21 protein-coding genes and 1 pseudogene are annotated in these 23,252 nt (G+C 35.5%); 16 read left to right on the top strand and 6 right to left on the bottom strand.

Annotation, left to right across the window (positions count from 1 at the left end):
• Positions 1-2: 2 nt before the first annotated feature.
• The gene (locus DB895_RS05665; RefSeq protein WP_116724461.1) at positions 3-1,259 is read right to left on the bottom strand and encodes an ABC transporter permease; all 1,257 of its coding nucleotides are present in this window, start codon (positions 1,257-1,259) and stop codon (positions 3-5) included.
• Positions 1,259-2,353, bottom strand: coding sequence for an efflux RND transporter periplasmic adaptor subunit (locus DB895_RS05660; RefSeq protein WP_116724393.1), 1,095 nt, complete (start codon positions 2,351-2,353; stop codon positions 1,259-1,261). The genes DB895_RS05665 and DB895_RS05660 overlap by 1 nt, the downstream gene beginning before the upstream one ends.
• Before the next feature lie 627 nt (positions 2,354-2,980).
• Between DB895_RS05660 and DB895_RS05655 the strand changes: the two genes are divergently transcribed.
• Both DB895_RS05655 and DB895_RS05650 read left to right on the top strand, forming a co-directional pair.
• Entirely contained in the window at positions 2,981-3,322 is a 342-nt protein-coding gene (locus DB895_RS05655) for a DUF4907 domain-containing protein (protein ID WP_116724392.1), read from the top strand.
• 12 nt (positions 3,323-3,334) lie between these two features.
• On the top strand, positions 3,335-5,065 hold the full coding sequence (locus DB895_RS05650) for a T9SS type A sorting domain-containing protein (protein WP_116724391.1): 1,731 nt from the start codon (positions 3,335-3,337) through the stop codon (positions 5,063-5,065).
• Between the two features lie 122 nt (positions 5,066-5,187).
• Here DB895_RS05650 and DB895_RS05645 read toward each other — a convergent pair whose 3' ends face one another.
• The 3 genes from DB895_RS05645 to glyA form a co-directional block, all read right to left on the bottom strand.
• Positions 5,188-5,685, bottom strand: coding sequence for a GNAT family N-acetyltransferase (locus DB895_RS05645; RefSeq protein WP_116724390.1), 498 nt, complete (start codon positions 5,683-5,685; stop codon positions 5,188-5,190).
• A gap of 12 nt (positions 5,686-5,697) precedes the next feature.
• Positions 5,698-6,291 (bottom strand): tRNA-(ms[2]io[6]A)-hydroxylase, encoded by a 594-nt coding sequence (miaE, locus tag DB895_RS05640; protein WP_116724389.1) that lies wholly within the window; start codon positions 6,289-6,291, stop codon positions 5,698-5,700.
• Positions 6,292-6,385: 94 nt separating this feature from the next.
• Entirely contained in the window at positions 6,386-7,660 is a 1,275-nt protein-coding gene (glyA, locus tag DB895_RS05635) for a serine hydroxymethyltransferase (protein WP_116724388.1), read from the bottom strand.
• 1,225 nt (positions 7,661-8,885) lie between these two features.
• Here glyA and DB895_RS05630 point away from each other — a divergent pair.
• The 6 genes from DB895_RS05630 to DB895_RS05605 all read left to right on the top strand — a co-directional run bounded on the left by DB895_RS05630 (position 8,886) and on the right by DB895_RS05605 (position 13,709).
• Positions 8,886-10,751 (top strand): T9SS type A sorting domain-containing protein, encoded by a 1,866-nt coding sequence (locus DB895_RS05630; RefSeq protein ID WP_133242646.1) that lies wholly within the window; start codon positions 8,886-8,888, stop codon positions 10,749-10,751.
• Positions 10,752-10,957: 206 nt separating this feature from the next.
• Positions 10,958-11,650: a DUF6498-containing protein gene (locus DB895_RS05625; RefSeq protein WP_116724386.1), complete on the top strand. Its 693-nt coding sequence runs from the start codon at positions 10,958-10,960 to the stop codon at positions 11,648-11,650.
• Between the two features lie 44 nt (positions 11,651-11,694).
• Positions 11,695-12,246 carry a WG repeat-containing protein gene (locus tag DB895_RS05620; RefSeq protein WP_116724385.1) on the top strand — a complete coding sequence of 184 codons (552 nt, stop codon included), beginning with the start codon at positions 11,695-11,697 and terminating at the stop codon, positions 12,244-12,246.
• Positions 12,224-12,697 carry a DUF3592 domain-containing protein gene (locus tag DB895_RS05615; RefSeq protein ID WP_116724384.1) on the top strand — a complete coding sequence of 158 codons (474 nt, stop codon included), beginning with the start codon at positions 12,224-12,226 and terminating at the stop codon, positions 12,695-12,697. Before DB895_RS05620 ends, DB895_RS05615 begins: the two co-directional genes overlap by 23 nt.
• A 128-nt stretch (positions 12,698-12,825) precedes the next feature.
• On the top strand, positions 12,826-13,188 hold the full coding sequence (locus tag DB895_RS05610) for a hypothetical protein (protein ID WP_116724383.1): 363 nt from the start codon (positions 12,826-12,828) through the stop codon (positions 13,186-13,188).
• Positions 13,189-13,253: 65 nt separating this feature from the next.
• Positions 13,254-13,709 carry a hypothetical protein gene (locus DB895_RS05605; RefSeq protein ID WP_116724382.1) on the top strand — a complete coding sequence of 152 codons (456 nt, stop codon included), beginning with the start codon at positions 13,254-13,256 and terminating at the stop codon, positions 13,707-13,709.
• A 31-nt stretch (positions 13,710-13,740) separates the two neighbouring features.
• On the opposite strand, the pseudogene DB895_RS05600 reads toward DB895_RS05605, so the two are convergent.
• A pseudogene (locus DB895_RS05600) lies at positions 13,741-13,866 on the bottom strand (hypothetical protein); the annotation flags it as partial.
• Positions 13,867-13,976: 110 nt separating this feature from the next.
• Between DB895_RS05600 and fahA the strand changes: the two are divergent.
• From fahA to proB, 8 genes are all read left to right on the top strand, one after another.
• Entirely contained in the window at positions 13,977-15,260 is a 1,284-nt protein-coding gene (gene fahA, locus DB895_RS05595) for a fumarylacetoacetase (protein ID WP_116724380.1), read from the top strand.
• A 238-nt stretch (positions 15,261-15,498) separates the two neighbouring features.
• Positions 15,499-16,680, top strand: coding sequence for a hypothetical protein (locus tag DB895_RS05590; RefSeq protein ID WP_116724379.1), 1,182 nt, complete (start codon positions 15,499-15,501; stop codon positions 16,678-16,680).
• A gap of 453 nt (positions 16,681-17,133) precedes the next feature.
• Positions 17,134-17,751 carry a GNAT family N-acetyltransferase gene (locus DB895_RS05585; protein WP_116724378.1) on the top strand — a complete coding sequence of 206 codons (618 nt, stop codon included), beginning with the start codon at positions 17,134-17,136 and terminating at the stop codon, positions 17,749-17,751.
• 96 nt (positions 17,752-17,847) lie between these two features.
• The gene (locus tag DB895_RS05580; protein WP_116724377.1) at positions 17,848-19,041 is read left to right on the top strand and encodes an argininosuccinate synthase; all 1,194 of its coding nucleotides are present in this window, start codon (positions 17,848-17,850) and stop codon (positions 19,039-19,041) included.
• Positions 19,034-20,011, top strand: a complete 978-nt coding sequence (argC, locus tag DB895_RS05575; RefSeq protein WP_116724376.1) for an N-acetyl-gamma-glutamyl-phosphate reductase — start codon at positions 19,034-19,036, stop codon at positions 20,009-20,011. Before DB895_RS05580 ends, argC begins: the two co-directional genes overlap by 8 nt.
• A gap of 122 nt (positions 20,012-20,133) precedes the next feature.
• On the top strand, positions 20,134-21,270 hold the full coding sequence (locus DB895_RS05570; protein ID WP_116724375.1) for an aspartate aminotransferase family protein: 1,137 nt from the start codon (positions 20,134-20,136) through the stop codon (positions 21,268-21,270).
• 31 nt (positions 21,271-21,301) lie between these two features.
• Entirely contained in the window at positions 21,302-22,498 is a 1,197-nt protein-coding gene (locus DB895_RS05565; protein ID WP_116724374.1) for a glutamate-5-semialdehyde dehydrogenase, read from the top strand.
• Positions 22,482-23,252, top strand: a complete 771-nt coding sequence (gene proB / locus DB895_RS05560) for a glutamate 5-kinase (protein WP_116724373.1) — start codon at positions 22,482-22,484, stop codon at positions 23,250-23,252. Before DB895_RS05565 ends, proB begins: the two co-directional genes overlap by 17 nt.

Raw genomic sequence — 23,252 nt, 5'->3', positions numbered from 1 at the left:
GATTATTTTCCTCTAATAATTTCTACTGGATCCACCTTACTGGCTTTTAAGGCGGGGAAAAGTCCGGCAATTGTGGTGGTGAATAACGCAAAGACAATCCCAATTACATAATGGGTAGTGCTATAATTGATGGGATAGGTTTTTATGGTTGGCAATGCGGCGGTATGAAACGGAATTACATCAATTATGGAAGAAAAAATATAACCAAACAACAGCCCAAACAATGCTCCTGTAAGCCCAATAATTATGGAAAGCGATACGAAAATCCATTTGACGTCAGTGCCTGAAAAACCAGTTGCTTTCAGGATGGCAATACTGTCCATTTTTTCATAAATCATCATATTCAAAATGTTATAAATTCCGAATCCGGCCACAATTAGCAACACCACCCCTACCGAGTAGGAAATTGTGGTTCTTATCGTTCTGCCGGTTTCAAATTGTGCATTGGCCGTTTTAAAATCTATCGTATCCAAATTGAATCGATTATGAAATTCCGTTGCAACCGTTGCCGCCGAAGCCATATCATACAATTTTATTTGAATGTCCGTGATATAACCAGTAGGTTCCCCCAATAATTTTTGGGCGGTAGCCAAAGACGTATAACTGGAAGTATCGTCAATGGCAGCAATACCCATTTCAGAAATTCCAACGATTTTTAAAGAAGCCAAACCTCCTTTGGCAGTCGTGACCTTTATGATATCCCCCTTGGAAAGCAACATTTTGTCTGCCAATCCTTTTCCGATAATGATACTGTTGTATTCAGCCAAATCCCCAACCTTGCCCACTATAATATTATCGCTGACTTTGAATAGTTTTTCTTCGGATGTCACATCGATACCGTTTACCACTCCCGATATTTCGATGGTTCCCGAATTAAATAAAACTGGAGAAGTCACTTTGGGCGCCACATCAATAATTCGAGGATCTTCTTTTAAAACTCTAATGATGGTTTTACTGTTATAAATGGATTTCCCTCTGTCTTTTGGTTTTATAGAATTGATGAAATTTGTGCTTTTTTTATACTCTTTCGATAACGAAATAGGCTGATCTTCTAGTGGCTTCACTTCATTGTACAAAAGTATATGTGGCGTTCTGTTAAGCATTAAACTATCCAACATATCATTTAGTCCAGTCATAAAACTCACCAAAGATATGAACATTGCAATTCCAAAAGTAACTCCAACAGCAGCGACAACGGTCTGTTTGAGCCGGGCTTGAAGCAAATGCAACGCAATATTCAGGATTAGTTTAAAGTTCATCATTCAGGTTTATAAATGGTTTCTTCTGCTTTTAAACCTTCCAGAATTTCTACTTTTTGATAATCGTTCAAGCCTATTTTAACTTTGCGTTTTTCGTCTTTATCAACCAAAACATATTGACCCTGAATTAAATAATTTTTCGGAATCGTAATGACATTCTTTTTTGTTTGGATAACAATATTGGCTTCGGCGGTTAAATTGGGATAGAGCTTATGTGGTGGTTTTACAAAATGGGCTTCTATTTTAAAAGTACGGGAACGTTCATCCATTATGGGATAAATTTTATCTACAACGGCATCAAAAACCTGACCTTTATAACTGTCCATGGTCACTAAAACCTTCTGACCCAATGTAACGAGAACCATATCGTTTTCATCAACTTCCAGCTCCAACAAAAAGGAATTGGATTTTCCTATAATGGCCAAAGGTGTTTGGGGAGTAACTAAGATTCCCTCTTTGACAGATATATCAAACAATTGTCCCGAAAAGGCGCTCTTAACACCAAAATCACTTTGCGTTTTTTGACTGATTTTCAGGTTGATATTGTTGCGATTTTGGTCATTTTGTAACTGGGCTTTAAGCTGTACCAATTGCTTTTGGGCCGATTCATAATTAATTTTGGAACTTTTATAAGCCAATTCCACTCTTTCAAAATCGACCTCAGAAATGGTTTGGTATTGTTGGATACGTTTGTTTCTGGTGTAAATGGATTCGTCTAAATCCAATTTGTCTTTAGATGCTAGTACTTTCATTTCCATTTCCGAAATTTTATCCTGAATATAACGGTTGCTTTCTTGACTCAGCTGATAGGCCAATTTTGCATTTTCGGTGTTTAACGCTGCTTTGTCGCTCTCCAACTCAAACAACAATTGACCTTCTTTAATTTCCTGTCCTACAGTAACTTTAGTGTTTTTTAAAATCCCATTGACTGTGGCATAAACAGTGTATTGTCCAACCGCCTTTACCACGCCCGAAGCATAAACGCTTTCGGTCACATCGCTCAGAGTTGGTTTTGTTTCCTCGGTCTCTTTTCTAGAACAGGAAATAATACTGAGAAAAAATATACCAAAAAATGATACTAGTGAAGCTCTCATTATAAATTGTATTAAAAACTAGTGACAAAAGGGAAGAATAATACTTTCAAATATACAACAAAACGGAGTGATTTTGGACATTAATTGCTATATAATTATAAGGAAAAACACCATTTATAAGGAAATTGTACTGCATAAATTACAATTAATTTCCCCTAAGAAATCTGTTATAAATGTGTAAACGTCAAATTTGAGGCTGTTGACGTCAAACTTGGGGTTAGAGAGATAACAGACAATATTTTGTAAAAACGCCAAAAAAGGAAAAACTAAAAACAGAAATAAACGGGTTATGTTGCTGTTTTTTAGTAACTTTATGTAAACATGATACCTAATGGCATTAGTGTCACTTTTAATGACATTTCTTAACAAGACTAAGAAATTCGTTTTTTCAAAAAATGAGCGCCCCTCGCTACTGTATTTTTAATTATGGCTGCTATGCTGTATTTAATCTAATATCAGGACGTCTATGAAAAACGAAACTAAAGAAATAAAATCTGTTTAAATCCTGTAAAGGATTTTACCCCCTAAATCTTTTTAAATAAGCAAGGAATACATTCTGAGGGATGTGCCTGCCGATCATCAAAACCTAACAACTGTTTTTGTAAATAATCACTAAAAAGAAATCCGATGAAAAAACAATTCATTACAGTTCTATTGCTTTGCTCTTTGACTTTTCTAAATGCCCAAACGGCGGAAAAGGCGGCTTTCCCTATAATAGGAATAGCTCAAAACAACAGCATTAATGCAAAGACCATTCCCAGTATCAATGCTACTTGGGGGTACGAAATTACGGTTGGTAATAAAATAATTATTCATCAGCCGAATATTCCAGGAATGCCCGGAAATGAGGGTTTTAAAACTGAAAAAGCCGCAAAAAAAACTGCAGAATTTATTATTGGTAAAATGAATAAGGGTGAAATGCCACCTAGCATAACCCTAGAAGAATTAAAAAAAATAAAAACACTTTAATACCAAATTATCATGAAAAAAATAGTTATTTTACTCATCAGTGCTATTGGGAATTCTTTTGATGGAATAAAACCCTTTGCCCTCTACTCTATCTTACTATCAATAGTATTTCAGGGTTTTGCCCAAGATACATGGACAGCCAAAGCTGACTTTTTTAGTATCCGAAATTACGCCGTGGGATTCAGTATTGGTGATAAAGGCTATATCGGAACAGGAATAAATCCAGACGAGGGGTTTAAGAAAGATTTTTGGGAATACAATCCAACCACAGACTCTTGGACTCAAAAGGCCGATTTTGGTGGGCTGGCAAGAGACAATGCTGTAGGTTTTTTTATCAATAACAAAGGGTATATAGGTTTAGGGAATACCACTTTTGGATCAACAAATGATTTTTGGGAATATGATCCATTGAGCAATAACTGGGTACAGAAAGCAAATTTTGGTGGCTCATCAAGAACATATGCAGTGGGATTCTCGATAGGGACCAAAGGCTACATTGGAACTGGCTGGGATGGTTTACTAAAAAAAGACTTTTGGGAATATGATCCAAGTTCTGATTCTTGGGAGCAAAAAGCCGATTTTGGAGGAATAGAAAGATTTTTCGCTGTAGGTTTTTCAATTGGTTCCAAAGGCTATATCGGAACTGGATGGAACAATATATACAAGAAAGACTTTTGGGAATACGACCCCTCCACAAATTCTTGGATTCAGAAGGCAGATTTCGAAGGAACTGCCCGATATTCTGCATCGGGATTTTCAATAAATACCAATGGCTATATTGGTATAGGTTATGATGGTACCGATTTAAAGAATGACTTTTGGGAATATGACCAAAGTTCCAATTCATGGGAGAAAATCGCCGACTTTGCAGGAACTTTAAGAAGCAATGCTGTAGGATTTTCTATAGGCACTAAAGGCTACATAGGAACAGGTTCGCTAAATGGACAATACAAAAAAGATTTTTGGGAATATGATGCAGGAATTTTTGTCAATGCGGGACCAGATAAAACAGTCTATTATGGCTATCCGCCAAGCGAATGCGTTACCCTCACTGGTTTTGCAACTGGAGGAACCGAACCATATCACTATTACTGGGATAGCGAGTCCGTAAAAAAAGAAGACAACTCTTCAAAAACCAAACATTCACATCATCATCATAATCACCATTCAAATGGAAATGGGGTTTCAAATCCAAGCATTACCGTTTGCCCTACAAAAACAACAACATACATATTAACAGTTGTAGATGCCAAAGGAAATTCGGAAACAGATGATGTTACAGTCACTGTGATTGATGTGCGTTGCGACAAAAACAAAGTAAAGGTATGCCATGCCAATAAAACAATTTGCATATCCAGCGCTGCTGTTCAGGCCCATCTTGCACATGGTGATTATTTGGGAAATTGTGCCAACAAAAAAGATTGCAAGGATGACAAGAATAACAGGTTATCAGTAAACATAGATCCTTCAGTCACAGATAATGAAAATTCTTTGGTGTTGTTCCCAAATCCCACAACAGGTTCATTCACAGTTGAAATGAACAATGAGAATGCAGAAGAAAACGTATTGATACAAATTGAAGATACTAATGGTAGACTTATTTATTCTAAAACACCAATTAGAACAGACGGTCAAATCAAAGAAACAATTGAGTTTAATTCGGCGATATCTGGGGGAATGTATTTTCTTAAGGTAATAACCAGAGAAAAAACGATAACCAGGAAATTGATTTTTAATAAATAACTGAAGGCATTTTCAATAACGAAGGATGTATCGGGGTATTTTTTAAAAGAATTACATCTCGATACATTCTTTTTTTATAAAAGTTTAGAAGGGATTAAGTCCAAAATGAATTCAATACCTCTTTACAATTGTTTTTCCATTTTATAATCATCCATGACATACCCTTGACCAATTTCCAGACATACTTCAGACACAATTTTGAAGTCGTTTTTTTGATAAAAAGCGATTGCTTTGTTGAATTTATTTACAAACAATGAAATAAATATCGAATGATTTTCTTTGGCGCTATTTTCGACAGCATCCATCAAGAGCTTCCCTACTCCCAGTCCTTGTGCTTCAGGAAGAACATACAGTTTATGTAAATGTGTCCCCTTTTCATTATTATAATTATGTTCAAAGGAAGCAAAACCCAAACAATCCGAATTTTCTGTGGCCAATAAAAAACGATGTTTTTTTTGATTTAGGTTTTCGCTTAATGCTCCTTCAGAATACATCAAATCCAGCATATACGCTATTTGTGCATCCGAAATAATTCCGCCATAAGTATGTGGCCACGTTATATGGACGATTTCTTGAATGGTCTTGAAATCTCGTGCTGTAGCTTCGGAAATAGTTATCATTTAGGATTCAGTTTATCCGTGAATGGTTTCCCTTTTGCCGTAATTAGCAATTACCGATGCTTCAAATTCAATCCATTCTCTCCAACGTTTTTCAACGTCAATTCCATGACCGTATTTTCTGGCATAAGTAATAAAAGTAGTGTAATGTGCCGCTTCACTTTCCATTAAATCCCTGTAGAAAGAAGCCAATTCAGGATCTTCCATATTTTCAGAAAGCACTTTAAAACGTTCGCAGCTTCTAGCTTCTATCATGGCCGAAAACAACAATCTTTCTACAAAACCGGAAACTCGGCTGCCGTTGTTGCTTTTTTTCATGTACTGCGCCAATTCGCCCACATATTCGTCTTTGCGTTCTCGCCCTAAAGTTAATCCGCGTTTTTTAATGATGTCGTGCACCATCTGAAAATGCTCGATTTCCTCTTTAGCCAAAGCCAACATATCCGAAACTAAATCAGGATATTCTGAATTGATGGTAATGATAGTAATCGCATTCGATGCCGCTTTTTGTTCACACCAGGCGTGATCGGTAAGGATTTCTTCAATATTTTTATCTACAATATTAACCCATCTCGGATCGGTTGGTAACTTTAATCTTAAAACGGACATAAATTTGGCATTAAAATTAAAAGACAAATTCCACTAATTAACACGTTATGAGAAGTGAAAAGAAGTGAAATTTGTCTTTGAAATAAATTGTTTTTTAGAAAACGAACATGGCTCGTTCGCCCATCATTTCGTTTACTTCATCGGCAACTTCTTCAATGATGGCTTCATCTGTATGGTTCATCAAAACTTTATCGATAAGGGCAACAATCGTTTCCATGTCTGCTTCTACCAAACCTCGAGTCGTGATTGCTGGAGTTCCTACACGAATACCTGATGTCACAAATGGCGATTTGTCATCAAAAGGAACCATATTTTTATTTACTGTGATTTCCGCTTTAACTAAAGCATTTTCAGCTTCTTTACCCGTAATGTTTTTATTTCTTAAATCAATCAACATCATGTGGTTGTCAGTTCCTCCAGAAATTAAATCGTACCCTCTTTTCATAAAAGCTTCTGCCATGGCTTTAGCATTTTTTTGTACTTGCATGGAATAGTGGAAAAACTCATCTGTCAAAGCCTCACCAAAAGCAACTGCTTTAGCGGCAATGATGTGCATTAACGGGCCTCCTTGGTTTCCAGGGAAAACGGCTAAATCCAATAAGTTAGACATCATTCGCAACTCCCCTTTTGGTGTTGTTAGGCCAAATGGATTTTCAAAATCTTTACCCATCAAAATCAATCCACCTCTTGGCCCGCGTAATGTTTTATGAGTTGTGGTGGTTACAATATGACAATGTGGAATTGGATCATTCATCAAACCTTTAGCGATTAATCCGGAAGGATGTGAAATATCTGCCAATAAAATAGCACCTACACTATCGGCAATTTTTCTGAAACGCTCAAAATCCATATCACGGCAATAAGCGGATGCTCCAGCAATGATTAATTTTGGCTGCTCTTTAGTAGCTATTTCCTGAATTTTGTCATAATCGAATCTTCCGGTTTCTTTTTCTACTCCGTAAAAAACGGGGCTATACAATCTTCCTGAAAAATTTACTGGAGAACCATGAGTTAAATGTCCTCCGTGTGACAAATCAAAACCAAGAATCTTATCCCCCGGTTTTAAACAGGCGTGGTAAACAGCTGTGTTAGCCTGTGAACCAGAGTGTGGTTGTACGTTAGCATATTCAGCCCCAAATAATTCTTTGGCTCTGTCAATGGCAATTTGCTCCACAACATCCACTACTTCACAACCACCATAATATCTCTTGCCTGGGTAACCCTCAGCATATTTATTAGTTAGGCATGAACCTGCTGCTTCCATTACTTGGTCGCTCACAAAGTTCTCCGAAGCAATAAGTTCTATTCCGTGAATTTGTCTGTCTTGTTCCTCAAGAATTAAATCAAAAATTTGTTGGTCGTGTTGCATTTTATTATTTTTCGTTAAAAACTATGCAAAATTACGAAAAACAGTTTGTTAAATTGACATATAATAAAATTTTTGATGAACACATTGAGTTTTATTTACTTTGAAAATAATTTTATAAAAAAGAATGAAATAAAAATAATTATTTTCTTATCAGTATGCTTTTTTTTTTATATTTGGAATTATTTTAATGTTTGTTCAGTAAAACAATTAAGTTAAAAAATACTATTTTAACCCGTTGGGTGTAATTGATGAAAATTTAAATTATAGAATAAATAAAAAATTGAACCACATAGAAACATAGAAAAAAAGAGTTGGATAGCCCAATACTTGGGTTCACATGGCTATGTTTTTCTCAAATAAAGTGAAACGCCTTTCAAAATTCATAAAATCTATGTTTCTATGTGGCTAAAAATTAAACAATTTTGAATTATACCCAACGGGTTATTTTAACAAAGTTACACCCATGTAGTTGACTAGTTTGTAAACTACCCTATTTTAATAGCATTCGCATACCGGTTCGGATCCCAAGTCCAAAATAGCGTTATTGAAAGAGTCCTACATACCTAATATAGGACAAAACCGTACAACAAGCATACTATTCTATAATTATAAACAAATTTTAAAACTCAAACAAAATGAAAAAAATTCTACTTCTTTTATTGCTTATTGGCGGGGTTGCGAATGCGACGAATGTTCCCATTACTAATGCTGTTTTTTTGGCAAAGTTAATTGCTCTTGGTTATGATACACTGGTCCTTCCTCCATTCCTGATGGTCTAATAGATACTAATGAAGCATTGGCGGTTACAACTTTGGACATTTCCAATTTAGGTATTACTGATGTAGCTGGCATTGAATATTTCACAAATCTTACTTGGTTAGATTGTTCTTTTAATAATCTTACTTTTTTGGGTGTGGACAATTTAACAAATTTGACTTATCTGAAATGCAACAGTAATAAAATTGCAGTCTTAAACGTATATAGTTTGATAAATTTGACCTCTCTAGATTGCAACTACAACAAAATTAAAGTTTTAGATGTAACAAATTTAACAAAACTTGTTGGTTTAAGATGCGATTATAATCTTATAGATGTTCTTGAGGTTTCTAACCTAACTTTATTAACAGACTTGATCTGTAGTTATAATAACATTCAAGTATTAAATTTACTTCCATTAACACACTTAAGTACATTGAGTTGTACTAATTGTACTCAAATATCTTTTTTGGATTTCACCAATACTATAAATCTTACTGTATTATTATGTTCTGGCACTGCTATAACAGCTTTAGACGTTACTAAATTAACTAATCTAACCGATTTATCTTGCGGGGGAGATGGTCAGGGACTATTTACATCTATTGACGTGAGTGGTATGACTAATCTTAATTCCCTAGCTGTTTATGGATATAATTTGACAAATCTCATTCTAGGTACTTTGCCAAATCTTTCTGGTATAACTCTGGCGGGTACTGGCCTAACTACATTAGATTTAACGAGTTGTACTAATCCTTTAAATCAACTTCAAGTATTCTTGTACACGAATGGATCTTTAACTTCTGTAAATCTTAAAAATGGAAATACTCTTATTAATTTTGATGCAACTAATAACCCAGTCTTGAGTTATATATGTGCTGACGACAGTAACCTTCCTTATATAAAGAGTGTTTTAAGTACCGCTGTAGGCAACAATTCTAACATTAATATCAATTCTTATTGTTCATTTACACCAGGTGGTGTATCTTATCCCATTACTGGTGTAACACGTTTTGACCCAAGCACAGGATGTGGCCCAACCATCAATAACGTAAAAATCAATATTACTGATGGCAACCCCATAAGCGGGGCAACTTTTACAAATACTCTGGGTGATTACAATTTTAATGTCGCTCAATCAGGTGCGTCTAGTGTAACAATAACACCTTATTTTGACAATCCTGCAATTTTTGCAGTTACACCACCCTCTGCAACCTTTACCAGTATTACAAGTGCACAAACTCAGGATTTTTGTATATCTGCAGTAGGCGTTAATCCTGATCTTGAAATTATATTGATGCCAATAGGTCAGGCACGCCCGGGTTTTGATGCCACATACAAATTAATTTATAAAAATAAAGGGAATCAAATAATAGTGTCTGACTTCATAAATCTTGTTTACGATGATCTAAGAACACATTTTATTTCAGCAACGCCACCTATCTATTCTTTACCTAATAACCCTTTAGTTTGGCAGTATACTAATTTATTACCACTTGAAACACGGGTAATTACATTTACTTTAAATATCAATACTCCAACGGATCCTTTATATCCTGTAATTGGAGGCGATATTTTAACTTATACCGCTACTATTGATCCCATAGCAACTGATATTACCCCGCCGGATAATAATTTTATCTTTCACCAAACCGTGGTAAATTCATATGATCCTAACGACAAAACGTGTCTAGAGGGCGATGTAATCGAGCCTTCTAATATTGGAGAATATTTGCATTACAACATCAATTTCGAAAATACGGGTACTGCTGATGCTATAAATATTGTAGTAAAAGATGTCATAGATGATACTAAATTTGACATCAGTACGCTTCAATTGATGGATTCCTCACATCCTGTAAGTACAAAAATTACTGGAAATGTAGTTGAATTTATCTTTGAAGCCATCAACTTACCTCCTACCGTTTCAGCTCCAACTTTAAGCCACGGGAATGTTATGTTCAAAATAAAAACCTTACCTACATTAATAACAGGAGCTGTTGTTGAAAATACTGCGAACATTTATTTTGACTTTAATTTTCCTATCACCACTAATACAGCGTCTTCTACCTTTGCAACACTAAATAGCGCAAGCTTTGTTAGAGATAACACGATAAGAGTGTACCCAAATCCGACTAGAAATAATATTAACGTAAGTTCAAAAACTGATATAAAATCAATACAGATTTTTGATATTCAGGGAAGGTTGTTGCAGATTATAATTGAAAATAAACCTTCAGCTTTACTTGATATTTCTAATAAGCAAAACGGCGTTTACTTCCTGAAAGTAACAACGAGCGATGGAAGCAGTATTGAGAAAATAATTAAGGAATAAAGAAGAAAAATGGATTAATTAGATAGCGCAAATCAAAAAAGGTTTGCGCTTTTTTTTCACCAAGTCATTGCAGCAAAAAAGAGCCTTTACTTCCACTGCAAATAAGGAAATGACAAATAACAAACAAGGGGAGAAATAAGAGAAGTTTCTGATTTTAGTTATTAATAATCATAGCTTATAAATTACAATAGTGTATTACAGTATCAATGAAAACTGCCGATAAAACAATAAAGCCCGACAGTAAATGGGATCAAAATAAATTTTCATCACTTCCCAAGCCCAAATTGGATAAGGCCTCAATTCCAATTATTCTCTGGAATCTCTTCCCTGTTATGGGCGTGGTGTTTTTGGGATGGGAGCCAGAGAGTGTTTTTATTTGTTATGCCTTGGAAACTATTATCGTAGGCTTATTTAATGTATTTCGGATGCTTGTAATTCATTGCTATGGCACTCGAGATATAAAACTCCATGATCCAGCAGGTCTTTGGCTGATTCCGTTTTTTCTTGTTCATTTTTACGGATTTGTGTTGATACAATTAGGGATATTCTTCGATAATGACTTATTTCAAACCGTGAGCGGTATTATAAATCAGCGCTCTTATCTTATTGCTCTTGCCGCTTTCCTGCTTAAGAATACACTAGACTTTACAATGGGGTTTATTTATAACGGAATTTATAGTAAGCGTACCATGAGGCATCAAATGTTTGAGCCCTACCCGCGCGTTATTTTGCAGCAGATCGTGGTTATGTTTGGCGGGTTTATCTTTGACATAACCGGCAATGGCTATCCTGTGCTGATTGTTTTTGTAGGCATTAAGATGTATGTAGACCTTATGTATCCTCAAATAATTGCTCTTTTTTTAGCCAAACTGAAACCAGGAAAAATGGGCTTGCATTAATCCCATGATTTTGATACCTATGTGAAATTAAACCAAATAACATTATGAGAGCATTTGCGATTCTATTTTTGATACTAATACTGTCCTGTTGCCAGCACACGGTAAAGAAAGACGATTACCTAATATCTTTTCAAGACAGTACATCCGGTGCCTGCGGATTTAAAAACCAAAAAGGCGAGATTGTAATTCCCGAGGGGAAATATCAAATGTGTTTTACCGATACTTTTAAATCGTATGCAATCGTTGCTATTACAAAATCAGGAATGGTCGCGATAGATCGAAATCAAAATGTACTATATGATGTATTTATATTCGACAATAGACCTGATGAACCTTCAGAAGGGCTGTTCAGGATTGAATCCAATAAGAAGATAGGCTATGCCGACGCTGCAACTGGTGCGGTGGTGATTCGTCCGCAATTTGACTGCGCTTTCCCTTTTGAAAAGGGTAATGCAAAAGTAAGCACCGATTGCAAAACGCAATCAGACGGCGAACATCAAACTTGGTTGAGTGACCATTGGTATTACATTGACAAAAAGGGACAGAAAATGGAGAAACCGAAAAAAAAGCGGAATGACAAAATCAAAATCGGTTAAAAGCACTCAAAATCTAAAATCTAAAATTATGTATACAAGCGCAATGGCATGGGTATTTAGCTTTTTTGAGTTATTATTTATTGTGCTAACGTTCCTTATTTTATTGAGTCCTGTTAAACTCCTTATTACAGGACACAGAACGGAAGGTACTGTCATTGGTATGACTCCAGTAACGGCATTGAGCAACAATCGTTATTCCGAAGAAGCAAATCCGTTGCTTACACCTCAGATTGAATTTTACACTTTAACAGGAGAAAAAATAACCGTTGATGGCAGATCGGCTGTCACATTGCCATCAATACATGTAGGAGATTCTGTGAAACTGGTTTATGATATGTCAAACCCAAAAGACACCCAAATCTTGTCTTGGGAAGAACTGCCATTAATTCCAGCAGGGGTTGTATTTGGATTTGCTTACATTAATAATCTGGATTTCCTTTATTCTTATTAATGGCAATACCTATGATGACCCATTACATTTACTACCCAAACTGATTTCTCATTTTAATTTGAACCCGGTTCGTTTTCCTATGCTTTGCATTTTATCATTGGCCATTCCTGGCTGTATTATGGCTACCTATGTCCTTACTTAAGGAAGGACTAGATTTGTGTGCGCATGGCATTAAGGTTATTGGTCATGTCGATGAGGAGGACGATACCTTCGGAGCTTTAGAAGTTTATAATAAAAAAGGAAATCATGTATATGTTACCTTTGAAGATAAGACAGGAGCTACTATAAGTATTAAAAGAGCACTAACTCGACCATACACAAGCCTAAAACCGGGTGAAGCAGTCGAGGTTATTTATCCGTTAAACAAACCTCACAGTGCTGTGGTAAATGTATGGGATGAGATATTTCTAGTTCCAGCATTTTTTGGTTTTTTTACATTGATGATGTTTATTGTATTGTGGTGGATTTTAAAGAATTGGTCAAGCCTTTGACTTTCTAGATGAGTTTATATATGTACTAAACAACGTTTTATTAATTAATTATCCGTTTAAAAAACATGACAAAAGCCGTAAAAATAACTCAAGTTTGTATCACAATAAATCTATTGATTGCTGCCTTAATTATTATAAAGATGTATGGATTCAGGGATTTAAAAGGCCTGATTACTGATTTCCCACTGAATTTCGCGCTCGGAATAGTGGGTCTATATTTTACAGGCAATTTCATCGCCAAGAAAATGGACTATCTAATAAATGTCCGTCAAACTAATGCTGTTATAACAGGTGCTATTGGGCTGTTTTTAATTTTGTTTTTTGGAATTTTTATAGGTTCAACTGTTGGCTTTTTGCAAAAATGCATTGATGGTTTAGGTCAAGATAATGTCGAAGAAGCTGCAATTGATTATTATGTAAAACCTTTTTTCTGGATAGTGTTGTTTGGATTTTTACCCACCCTTGTTACAGGAAGTATTTTAGGAATCTGCATTAGAAAAATGAACACCGCCACTAATTAATCTAGGTTGAGTAAACATTCAAACGAATGCAGACTTTTCCTGTAGCTTCCATTACTTGGTCGCTCACAAAGTTCTCCGAAGCAATAAGTTCTATTCCGTGAATTTGTCTGTCTTGTTCCTCAAGAATTAAATCAAAAATTTGTTGGTCGTGTTGCATTTTATTATTTTTCGTTAAAAACTATGCAAAATTACGAAAAACAGTTTGTTAAATTGACATATAATGATATATTTGGTAAATGAATTTTCAACATAATATCAACATATAAAATGCCGATAACAGCCAATAACCCCAAAAGAATGTCTTGGTTAGACGTGCCACAAGACAGTGATTTTCCTATACAAAACATTCCGTTTGGAGTATTTATAACAAAAGAGGATGTCATTGCCATTGGAACCCGCATTGGTGATTATGCCATTGATTTAGGGGCTCTACAGCAGTTGAACTATTTTAAAGGCATCGAATTGACAGATGACATGTTCATGCAAGACACCTTGAATGATTTCATTTCAGATGGCAAAAAAACATGGCGATTGGTTCGGAATAGGATTGCCACTATTTTTGACAGCAACAATTCGGAGTTGCGAGACAATAAAGAACACCGCGCTATTGTGATCTGTAAAATGGAAGATGTAGAAATGCAATTACCGGTTCAGATAGGCGATTATACTGACTTTTATTCCAGCAAAGAACATGCTACAAATGTGGGTATGTTATTTCGTGATCCAGAACATGCGTTGTTGCCCAATTGGTTGCATATTCCCGTAGGATATCATGGCAGAAGTTCTACAATAGTCCCATCCGGAATTCCTATACACAGACCCATGGGACAAACATTACCCAATGGAGAAGAGTCACCCGTTTTTGGCCCGTCAAGATCGATTGATTTTGAATTGGAAATGGCTTTTATTACTACCGATGCCAATGTTATGGGAGAAAACATCCCCGTATATGAGGCCGAGGATTATATTTTTGGAATGGTCTTATTAAATGATTGGAGTGCTCGGGACATTCAAAAATGGGAATATATACCCCTTGGTCCGTTTTTGTCCAAAAACTTTGCCACCTCAATATCGCCTTGGATTGTTACCATGGATGCCTTAGAGCCCTTTAGGACCAAAGGACCAAAACAAGATCCAAATCCACTGCCCTATTTACAACAAAAAGGACGACATGCCTTTGACATTAATCTTGAAGTGGCTATTGAACCTGAAAATGGTGAGCCCACTGTAGTTTCTAATTCCAATTATAAATACATGTATTGGTCAATGAGCCAGCAATTGGCACATCATACATCCAATGGTTGTCGCGTGAATTCCGGAGACATGATGGGTTCAGGAACTATATCTGGTCCTACTCCCAATAGTTTTGGTTCCATGCTTGAATTAACTTGGGCAGGGAAAAAACCAATTACACTTAACGACGGAACAGAACGTAAATTTATAAATGACGGCGATACCGTAATCATTAAAGGTTTTTGTAAAACTAACGGAGTTCGATTGGGTTTCGGAGAAGTTTCCAGCAAATTGCTTCCTCCGTTTGTGAGGAAATAGACCTTATTTTAATTCTTAATCCGACATTTTTTTGTTGGATTTTTTTTTGCTTCCGAAAAATAGCTATAGTCTAATAAACTAATTCCCAATTTTAAAAATTATATAGTACGTTTGTAAAATATTTTTAGTGTGAAATCACCATGATTCAAAATCACAAACCCTCATGAAGATTGGAGACCCGAGCTTGCGAAAAGGCGAAGCATAACACATTTCTTTAAAAAATAAATATTATCTACATATGAAAAAAATCTCCTTTATTTTTGTTTTTCTATTGATGGCCTCCTGCGGAGTGAAACAAACTCAAAATTTATTGAGTTCTGGAAATTATGATGAGGCCATTACCAATGCAATTTCAAATTTGCGTTCCAATAAAGATAAAAAAGGAAACCAAGATTATGTCTATTTACTCGAAGAGGCATTTGCAAAAGCAAAAGAACGCGATTTGAACACTCTAAATTTATTAGGTAAAGACAAGAATCCTGCAAACCTTGAAAAAAATTACAATATCTACTTGCAATTAAACGACCGTCAGGAAAAGATAAAACCGTTGCTTCCATTAAAGTTATTGAAAGACAACAGAAATGCACAATTCCCATTTGAAAATTACAATTCTCAAATTGTTGACAGCAAAAATGCGTTATCTAATTATTTACTGTTAAATGCCAAGTCATTGATGTTGTCTTCTGATAAAATAAATATTCGAAAAGCCTATGACGATTTGATGTATTTAAACCAGATAAATCCCAATTATAAAAACGTTTTAAAACTAATAGACGAGGCACATTATAAAGGCACTGATTATGTTAGTGTTTATACAAAAAACGAGACCAACATGGTAATCCCTACTCGTCTGCTTAACGATTTATTAGATTTCAATACTTATGAATTAAATAATAAATGGACTGTTTATCACGGCAGCAAACAAAAAGGAGTAAATTACGATTACGGAATGATGGTTAGTTTTCGAGAAATAAATGTTTCTCCGGAACAAATCAAAGAAAAAGAATTTGTCAAAGAACGGCAAATAAAAGATGGACAAAAAAAGCTATTGGATGCTAATGGAAAAGAGGTCGTTGATAATTCTGGTAAAGTTGTCATGGTTGATAACCTTAGAAATGTAACTGTACGGATTTATGAATTTAAGCAATTTAAAACCAGTCAAATTGGAGCAAAAGTAGATTATATCGATTTCAGAAGCAATCAATTGATTCAGACTTTCCCCTTGACTAGTGAGTTTGTTTTTGAAAATGGGTACGCAACTTATGACGGAGATAAACGTGCTTTGGATGACATTTACCGTCCCTTTTTCGATAAAAAAGCGGTGCCATTTCCCTCTAATGAGCAAATGATTTACAACACAGGGGAAAATTTAAAAACCAAACTTAAAGATCTCATAGGTAAAAATTCCATTAGAAACTGATTATCAACATTGAACCCCATTAAACCCTATTTAATTTTAAGGAATTCAATAAAAAAACCTAACATTTCATTAAAATTTTGTTACATAACATAAAACACGTGTTGTTTTAATTTAATAATTGTAATTTTGCGCCGATGAATATAACAAGTTTACATATAACTTCTATCTCGAGGATTAATAAACCTACCGCTTCTCCCGAAGTACGGATGCTATAATAGTTTCCAAAAAGTGTTTGTTTATTTTTATTCATTTTCATTCTTACCATTTTGAAATCATCACTGTTTACGATTCGGTTACTAGACACTAAAAATCTTATTATTTTCGAATTATTCGCTTACTCTTTAATTTTTTCGAGAATAATCTGTTGTGATTTTGGCACAATTGACTTGCGTAAAATCAATCTATTACAACCAATAAATATTTTATTTTTTAACTTTAACTTCAACTCTTGAAATGAATATCTCTATTGTTATAACTCAGGAAGAGCATTATAAATATTCGCAGGAAATTTGCGATACTATTGAAACATCTGCCTTATTGAGGGGAACAGGAATAGCTAAAAGAACTCCTGAATATATTCAAAAAAAGATGGAAAGCAAAGATGCTGTCATTGCTTTAATCGATGGTAAATTTGCTGGTTTTTGCTACATTGAAAGTTGGCAACATGGCAAATTTGTGGCGCATTCTGGGTTAATAGTGCATCCCGATTACAGAAACTTGGGCTTAGCCAAAAAAATAAAATCATTCGTTTTTGATTACTCCTTAAAAAAGTATCCAGAAGCCAAAGTATTTGGAATCACGACTGGTTTAGCGGTAATGAAAATCAATTCCGATTTAGGATACAAACCCGTTCCGTTCTCTGAATTAACGACCGACCCAAGTTTTTGGGCAGGTTGTAAAACCTGTACGAATTTTGAAATATTGCAAAGCAAAGACAATAAAATGTGCTTATGTACCGGAATGCTTTATGATCCAAAAGAAAAACCAAAAAACCCGCCAAAACATCCTTTCAACGTCCGGATTTGGAACAGACTAAAAGAAATAAAACAAGCACTTTTCTTAAAAAAATAATTACATCATTGGCTTTTGGCATTTAGCCATTAGCCTCTAAAAACTAAATAACAACAAAGCGATTAGCCAAAAGCGATTAGCCAAAAACTTAAAAAAATGAAAAAAGTAGTTTTAGCATACAGCGGAGGATTAGACACCTCATATTGTCTTAAATATTTAAAAAACGAAAAAGGATATGAAGTTCATACCGTATTAATAAATACCGGTGGATTTGATGAAGCCGAATTAACTGCAATCGAAGAAAGAGCGTACGAATTGGGTAGTGCAAAACACGCTAATTTGACTATCGTTGACAAATATTATGATAAAGCTATTAAGTATTTAATTTATGGTAATGTATTGAAAAACAACACTTACCCATTGTCTGTAAGTGCGGAGCGTGTTTTTCAAGCTATGGAAGCCATAAAATATGCAAAATCTGTTGGGGCTAATGCAATTGCTCACGGAAGTACTGGAGCTGGAAACGACCAAATTCGTTTTGATTTGATTTTCCAAACCATTGCTCCCGAAATTGAAATCATCACTCCTATTCGTGACTTGAAATTGTCAAGACAAGAAGAGGTGGCCTATTTACAAGCCAATGGCGTAGAATATTCTTGGGAAAAAGCACAATATTCCATTAATAAAGGATTGTGGGGAACCAGTGTTGGAGGAAAAGAAACATTAACTTCAAACCTTCCACTTCCTAGCGAAGCCTATCCTTCGCAATTGCAAAAAGAAGACGAAGAAAAAGTAACTTTAGAATTCGTAAAAGGACAATTAGTTGCCGTAAATGGTAAAAAAGACAAACCATCCAACAATATTGTGGCTCTAGAAAAACTAGCTACTGCTTATGCCATTGGTAGAGACATTCACGTTGGCGATACCATAATCGGAATCAAAGGAAGAGTTGGTTTTGAAGCTGCTGCTCCTTTAATTATCATCAAAGCACACCATTTATTAGAGAAACACACGCTTGGTAAATGGCAACAATACTGGAAAGAACAACTGGGAAATTGGTACGGAATGCTGTTTCACGAAGGACAATTCCTTGATCCTGTGATGAGAAATATTGAAACTTTCCTTGAATCGACTCAAGAAACGGTAAACGGAACCGTAACCGTATCCTTGAAACCATATCATTTTTCGCTTGACGGAATCGAATCGAAAAATGATTTGATGAATACTGGTTTTGGTCAATACGGAGAAATGAACAACGCTTGGACATCAGATGATGCAAAAGGATTTATCAAGATTTTAGGGAATGCACAAAACATATTTTCATCAGTAAATGATTTAAGCTATGATTAATATTGGAATAATTGGCGGTTCAGGTTACACGGCTGGCGAACTCATCAGAATATTGATGTTTCATCCCAATGCCAAAATCGATTTTGTATATAGCACGACAAATGCTGGAAAACCACTTTCGATAGCACATCACGATTTGCTTGGCGATATCGAAATGAATTTTACCAACACCGTGAATCCCAATGTAAATGTTGTTTTCTTGTGTTTAGGTCACGGAAAATCAAAAGCATTTTTAGAACAAAATCAATTTGCAAGCCATACCAAAATCATCGATTTAGGAAATGATTTTCGTTTAACAAAAGACAAAGATTTCGACGGAAAATCTTTTGTTTATGGTTTGCCCGAATTGAATAAAAAATCGATAAAAAAAGCGAATTATATTGCCAATCCAGGTTGTTTTGCAACTGCTATTCAGTTGGCTTTATTGCCTTTGGCGAAAGCCAATTTATTGACAACCGACGTACACATCAATGCCACGACAGGAAGTACTGGTGCAGGAGTTACGCCTTCTGAAACGACACATTTTAGTTGGAGATCGAATAATATGTCGCATTATAAAGCTTTTGATCATCAACATTTGGGCGAAATAAACCAAAGTGTGAATCAATTGCAAGCAACATATAAAAACGAATTAATTTTTGTTCCGAACAGAGGCGATTTTGCCAGAGGAATTTTCGCCACTTTATATACAACTATCGAAGAAAGTTTAGAAGATATAGTGAAAAAATACGAAGTTTTTTACAAAGATCAACCCTTCGTAACCGTTACCACCACAGCCATTAATATGAAACAAGTGGTGCAAACGAACAAATGTATTATCAGTTTAATGAAAAAAGGAAACCGATTATTGATAACTTCTATTATTGATAATTTAGTAAAAGGAGCTTCGGGACAAGCCATTCAGAATATGAATTTGATGTTTGGATTGGAAGAAAATACAGGATTGCATTTGAAACCAAGCGGATTTTAATCCCCTCCCCAAAGGGGAGGGAGTTGAGCAACTAATAAATAATTATAAACATATAAAAGCAATTCCCCTCGTTGTACGTTTTTATCCCCCCTCCTTCGGAGGGGGTTAGGGGGAGGAATACTATGAACTTATTCAACGTTTATCCATTATACAACATCACGCCTGTAAAAGCATTAAATTGCAAAATTATAGACAAAAACGGCGTGGAATATTTAGATTTATACGGCGGTCACGGTGTGATTTCCATTGGTCATACGCATCCAGAATATGTTTCCAAATTAAAAAATCAATTGGATAATATTGGGTTTTATTCCAATGCTATCCAAAATCCTTTACAAGTGGAACTAGCCGAAAAACTAGGAAAATTGTCAGGACTGAAAGATTACTCTTTATTCTTGTGTAGTTCTGGTGCCGAAGCCAATGAAAATGCGCTGAAATTAGCCTCTTTTCACAACGGAAAATCGCGTGTCATTGCTTTTGATAATTCCTTTCACGGACGAACTTCGGCGGCGGTTGCGGCAACGGATAACAAAAAAATTGTGGCACCAATCAACGCCCAACAAGTCGTTACTTTCTTGCCTTTAAATAATATCGAATTGGTAGAAGCCGAACTCAAAAAAGGAGATGTTACCTGTGTAATTATCGAAGGAATTCAGGGTGTGGGCGGGTTAGATGAAGGAACAACTGAATTTTTTCAAGCTTTGGAAAAAGTTTGTGCCAAATACGATGTCGTTCTAATTTTAGACGAAGTACAATCAGGATACGGAAGAAGCGGAAAGTTTTTCGCCCATCAACATCATAATATAAAGGCCGATATTATCTCGCTTGCCAAAGGAATGGGGAACGGTTTCCCGATTGGAGGAATCCTGATTTCTCCAAAATTCACTGCCAGTTACGGATTATTGGGCACCACTTTTGGCGGAAGCCATTTGGCTTGTGCAGCGGGAATTGCCGTTTTGGAAGTAATTGATAAAGAAAAATTGATGGCAAATGTAAACGAGGTTTACACCTATTTTTTGAAAGCCATTAAAGCAGTCCCAGAAGTTGTCAAAGTGAAAGGAAAAGGATTGATGTTGGGAGCTGAATTCGCTTTTGACGTTTCTGAATTACGTAAAAAACTGATTATCGAAAAGCATATTTTTACAGGAAATGCCAATAACAAAAACTTATTGCGAATTTTGCCGCCGTTAACAATTAAGAAAACGGATATTGATACCTTTATCGTCGCTTTGAAAGAAACTTTGGCTGAATTAAAATAATACGCTCCGCAAAAGAAAATAAACAAGAAAAATGAACACATTATTATCCATAGAAAAAAGAAATGCGGTTTTAAGCCGAATGGCGGAACTTTTAGAACAAGAAAGGGACAACATTAAAACCGTAAACCAACAGGATTTGAATAATTATTCTGGCGAAGATTTGGCTATGGAAAAACGTTTGCTCGTTGATGATGCCAAAATTGACGGGATGATTTTGTCCATGCAACAATTGGCTAGCCAAGAAGATCCTGTTGGAGTGGAAAGATTCAATTTCGACCACGAAAACGGTTTGAAAATCATCAATAAAACAGCAGCTTTTGGAACGATAATGATTATTTACGAATCCAGACCTGACGTGACTGTTGAAGCTGGCGGAATCGCTTTCAAATCTGGAAATAAGATTTTGCTGAAAGGCGGAAAAGAATCTTTATTGTCCAATTTGAAAATTGTTTCTCTTTGGCACCAAGCTTTAGAAGAAAACAATATTGCTAAAGATTGGGTGGAATATTTGAATTATAATCGGGAAGAAACACAAGCATTTTTAGAGAAACCAACACAAAAAATAGATTTAATCGTTCCCCGTGGCGGCGAGCAATTAATTGCTTTTACCAAGAGACACGCAACTTGCCCGGTAATTGTCAGCGGTCGGGGAAATAATTTTGTTTATGTAAATAAGGAAGCCGATTTACAAAAAGCATTGGACATCATCATCAACGGAAAAACAACGAATATTGGAGTTTGCAATGCTTTGGATAAAGTTTTAATTGATTCCAATTTAGAAAACTGGCAGGAGTTCGCAACTAATTTGGTTGCTGAATTACAGAAATATAAGGTTGAAGTTTTGGGAGACGAAAATATTTCAAAAGCAACAAATGTTCCTCAAATTGAATCGGATTTGATTTGGTACGAAGAGTTTTTAAATTATAAAATTGTCATTGGAATTGTGGATTCTAACGAGGAAGCCATTGCAAAAATCAACCAATATTGCGGCGGACACTCGGCTTCGATTATTACGGAAAACAACGCAATTGCACTACAATTTATGGAGCAAGTAGATTGTGCGGCAGTTTATCAAAATGCTTCCACCCGATTCACAGATGGAGGTCAATTTGGTCTTGGCGGAGAATTGGCGATAAGCACGGACAAATTGCACCAACGCGGCCCAATAGGATTGCAACATTTAGTGACTAATAAATGGTATATTTACGGAAATGGACAAATCAGGTAAAAAAAGAATCTTATTGAAGTTAGGCAGTAACACACTAACCAAGGAAACCAATCATATTTCGAGAGGAAAGATTGAAGATATTGGTATGCAAATTGCCGCTTTACAAGACGAATATGAGTTTATAATCGTGAGTTCCGGTGCCATTGCTGCTGCAAAACAGTTTGTAAAACTGGACAATCACGACAAAGATGTTTTTGTAAAACAAGCCTTGGCTTCTATTGGTCAGCCCCATTTAATGCGAATTTATCACGAAAATTTCAGCGATTTGGGTTTGCATACTTCACAATGTTTACTTTCTTATTCTGATTTTGAAAAAAAACAAACCAAACTCAATATCGTAAATACGATAAATGTATTGGTAAAAAACAGTTATATTCCAATTATTAATGAAAATGATACTGTTGCGACGGATGAAATTCAGTTTGGCGATAACGATAAATTAGCGGCTTTAACGGCAGTTTTGTTAAACGTTGACATTCTGATTATTGCCACAAATACCAACGGAATTTACACCAAAGCAACTTTCAACGATGAAGTTCCTGAAACCATTGAATTAGTAACAGATTTACAGCTTTTACAAAAAGAAATCGGAGATTCGAAATCTTCCCACGGAACCGGCGGAATGCAATCGAAAATTGATTCGGCGGCTATTGCCAAAGCAGCAAACATCGAAACCTGGATTATCAACGGTTTGGAAGACAACTTTATTTTGAAAGCACTGAATAATGAAATTTCCTTCACAAAAATCATATAA

This window comes from Flavobacterium psychrotolerans, from assembly GCF_003097635.1.
GTDB classification, from domain to species: domain Bacteria; phylum Bacteroidota; class Bacteroidia; order Flavobacteriales; family Flavobacteriaceae; genus Flavobacterium; species Flavobacterium psychrotolerans.
This window is presented reverse-complemented; position numbering and strand designations above follow the sequence as displayed.

Excerpts from the sequence above, each read along its gene's own strand:
- DB895_RS05665 (WP_116724461.1), bottom strand. The coding sequence starts at position 1,259 with ATGAACTTTAAACTAATCCTGAATATTGCGTTGCATTTGCTTCAAGCC.
- DB895_RS05660 (WP_116724393.1), bottom strand. The coding sequence starts at position 2,353 with ATGAGAGCTTCACTAGTATCATTTTTTGGTATATTTTTTCTCAGTATT.
- DB895_RS05655 (WP_116724392.1), top strand. The coding sequence starts at position 2,981 with ATGAAAAAACAATTCATTACAGTTCTATTGCTTTGCTCTTTGACTTTT.
- DB895_RS05650 (WP_116724391.1), top strand. The coding sequence starts at position 3,335 with ATGAAAAAAATAGTTATTTTACTCATCAGTGCTATTGGGAATTCTTTT.
- DB895_RS05645 (WP_116724390.1), bottom strand. The coding sequence starts at position 5,685 with ATGATAACTATTTCCGAAGCTACAGCACGAGATTTCAAGACCATTCAA.
- miaE (WP_116724389.1), bottom strand. The coding sequence starts at position 6,291 with ATGTCCGTTTTAAGATTAAAGTTACCAACCGATCCGAGATGGGTTAAT.
- glyA (WP_116724388.1), bottom strand. The coding sequence starts at position 7,660 with ATGCAACACGACCAACAAATTTTTGATTTAATTCTTGAGGAACAAGAC.
- DB895_RS05625 (WP_116724386.1), top strand. The coding sequence starts at position 10,958 with ATGAAAACTGCCGATAAAACAATAAAGCCCGACAGTAAATGGGATCAA.
- DB895_RS05620 (WP_116724385.1), top strand. The coding sequence starts at position 11,695 with ATGAGAGCATTTGCGATTCTATTTTTGATACTAATACTGTCCTGTTGC.
- DB895_RS05615 (WP_116724384.1), top strand. The coding sequence starts at position 12,224 with ATGACAAAATCAAAATCGGTTAAAAGCACTCAAAATCTAAAATCTAAA.
- DB895_RS05610 (WP_116724383.1), top strand. The coding sequence starts at position 12,826 with ATGTCCTTACTTAAGGAAGGACTAGATTTGTGTGCGCATGGCATTAAG.
- DB895_RS05605 (WP_116724382.1), top strand. The coding sequence starts at position 13,254 with ATGACAAAAGCCGTAAAAATAACTCAAGTTTGTATCACAATAAATCTA.
- fahA (WP_116724380.1), top strand. The coding sequence starts at position 13,977 with ATGCCGATAACAGCCAATAACCCCAAAAGAATGTCTTGGTTAGACGTG.
- DB895_RS05590 (WP_116724379.1), top strand. The coding sequence starts at position 15,499 with ATGAAAAAAATCTCCTTTATTTTTGTTTTTCTATTGATGGCCTCCTGC.
- DB895_RS05585 (WP_116724378.1), top strand. The coding sequence starts at position 17,134 with ATGAATATCTCTATTGTTATAACTCAGGAAGAGCATTATAAATATTCG.
- DB895_RS05580 (WP_116724377.1), top strand. The coding sequence starts at position 17,848 with ATGAAAAAAGTAGTTTTAGCATACAGCGGAGGATTAGACACCTCATAT.
- argC (WP_116724376.1), top strand. The coding sequence starts at position 19,034 with ATGATTAATATTGGAATAATTGGCGGTTCAGGTTACACGGCTGGCGAA.
- DB895_RS05570 (WP_116724375.1), top strand. The coding sequence starts at position 20,134 with ATGAACTTATTCAACGTTTATCCATTATACAACATCACGCCTGTAAAA.
- DB895_RS05565 (WP_116724374.1), top strand. The coding sequence starts at position 21,302 with ATGAACACATTATTATCCATAGAAAAAAGAAATGCGGTTTTAAGCCGA.
- proB (WP_116724373.1), top strand. The coding sequence starts at position 22,482 with ATGGACAAATCAGGTAAAAAAAGAATCTTATTGAAGTTAGGCAGTAAC.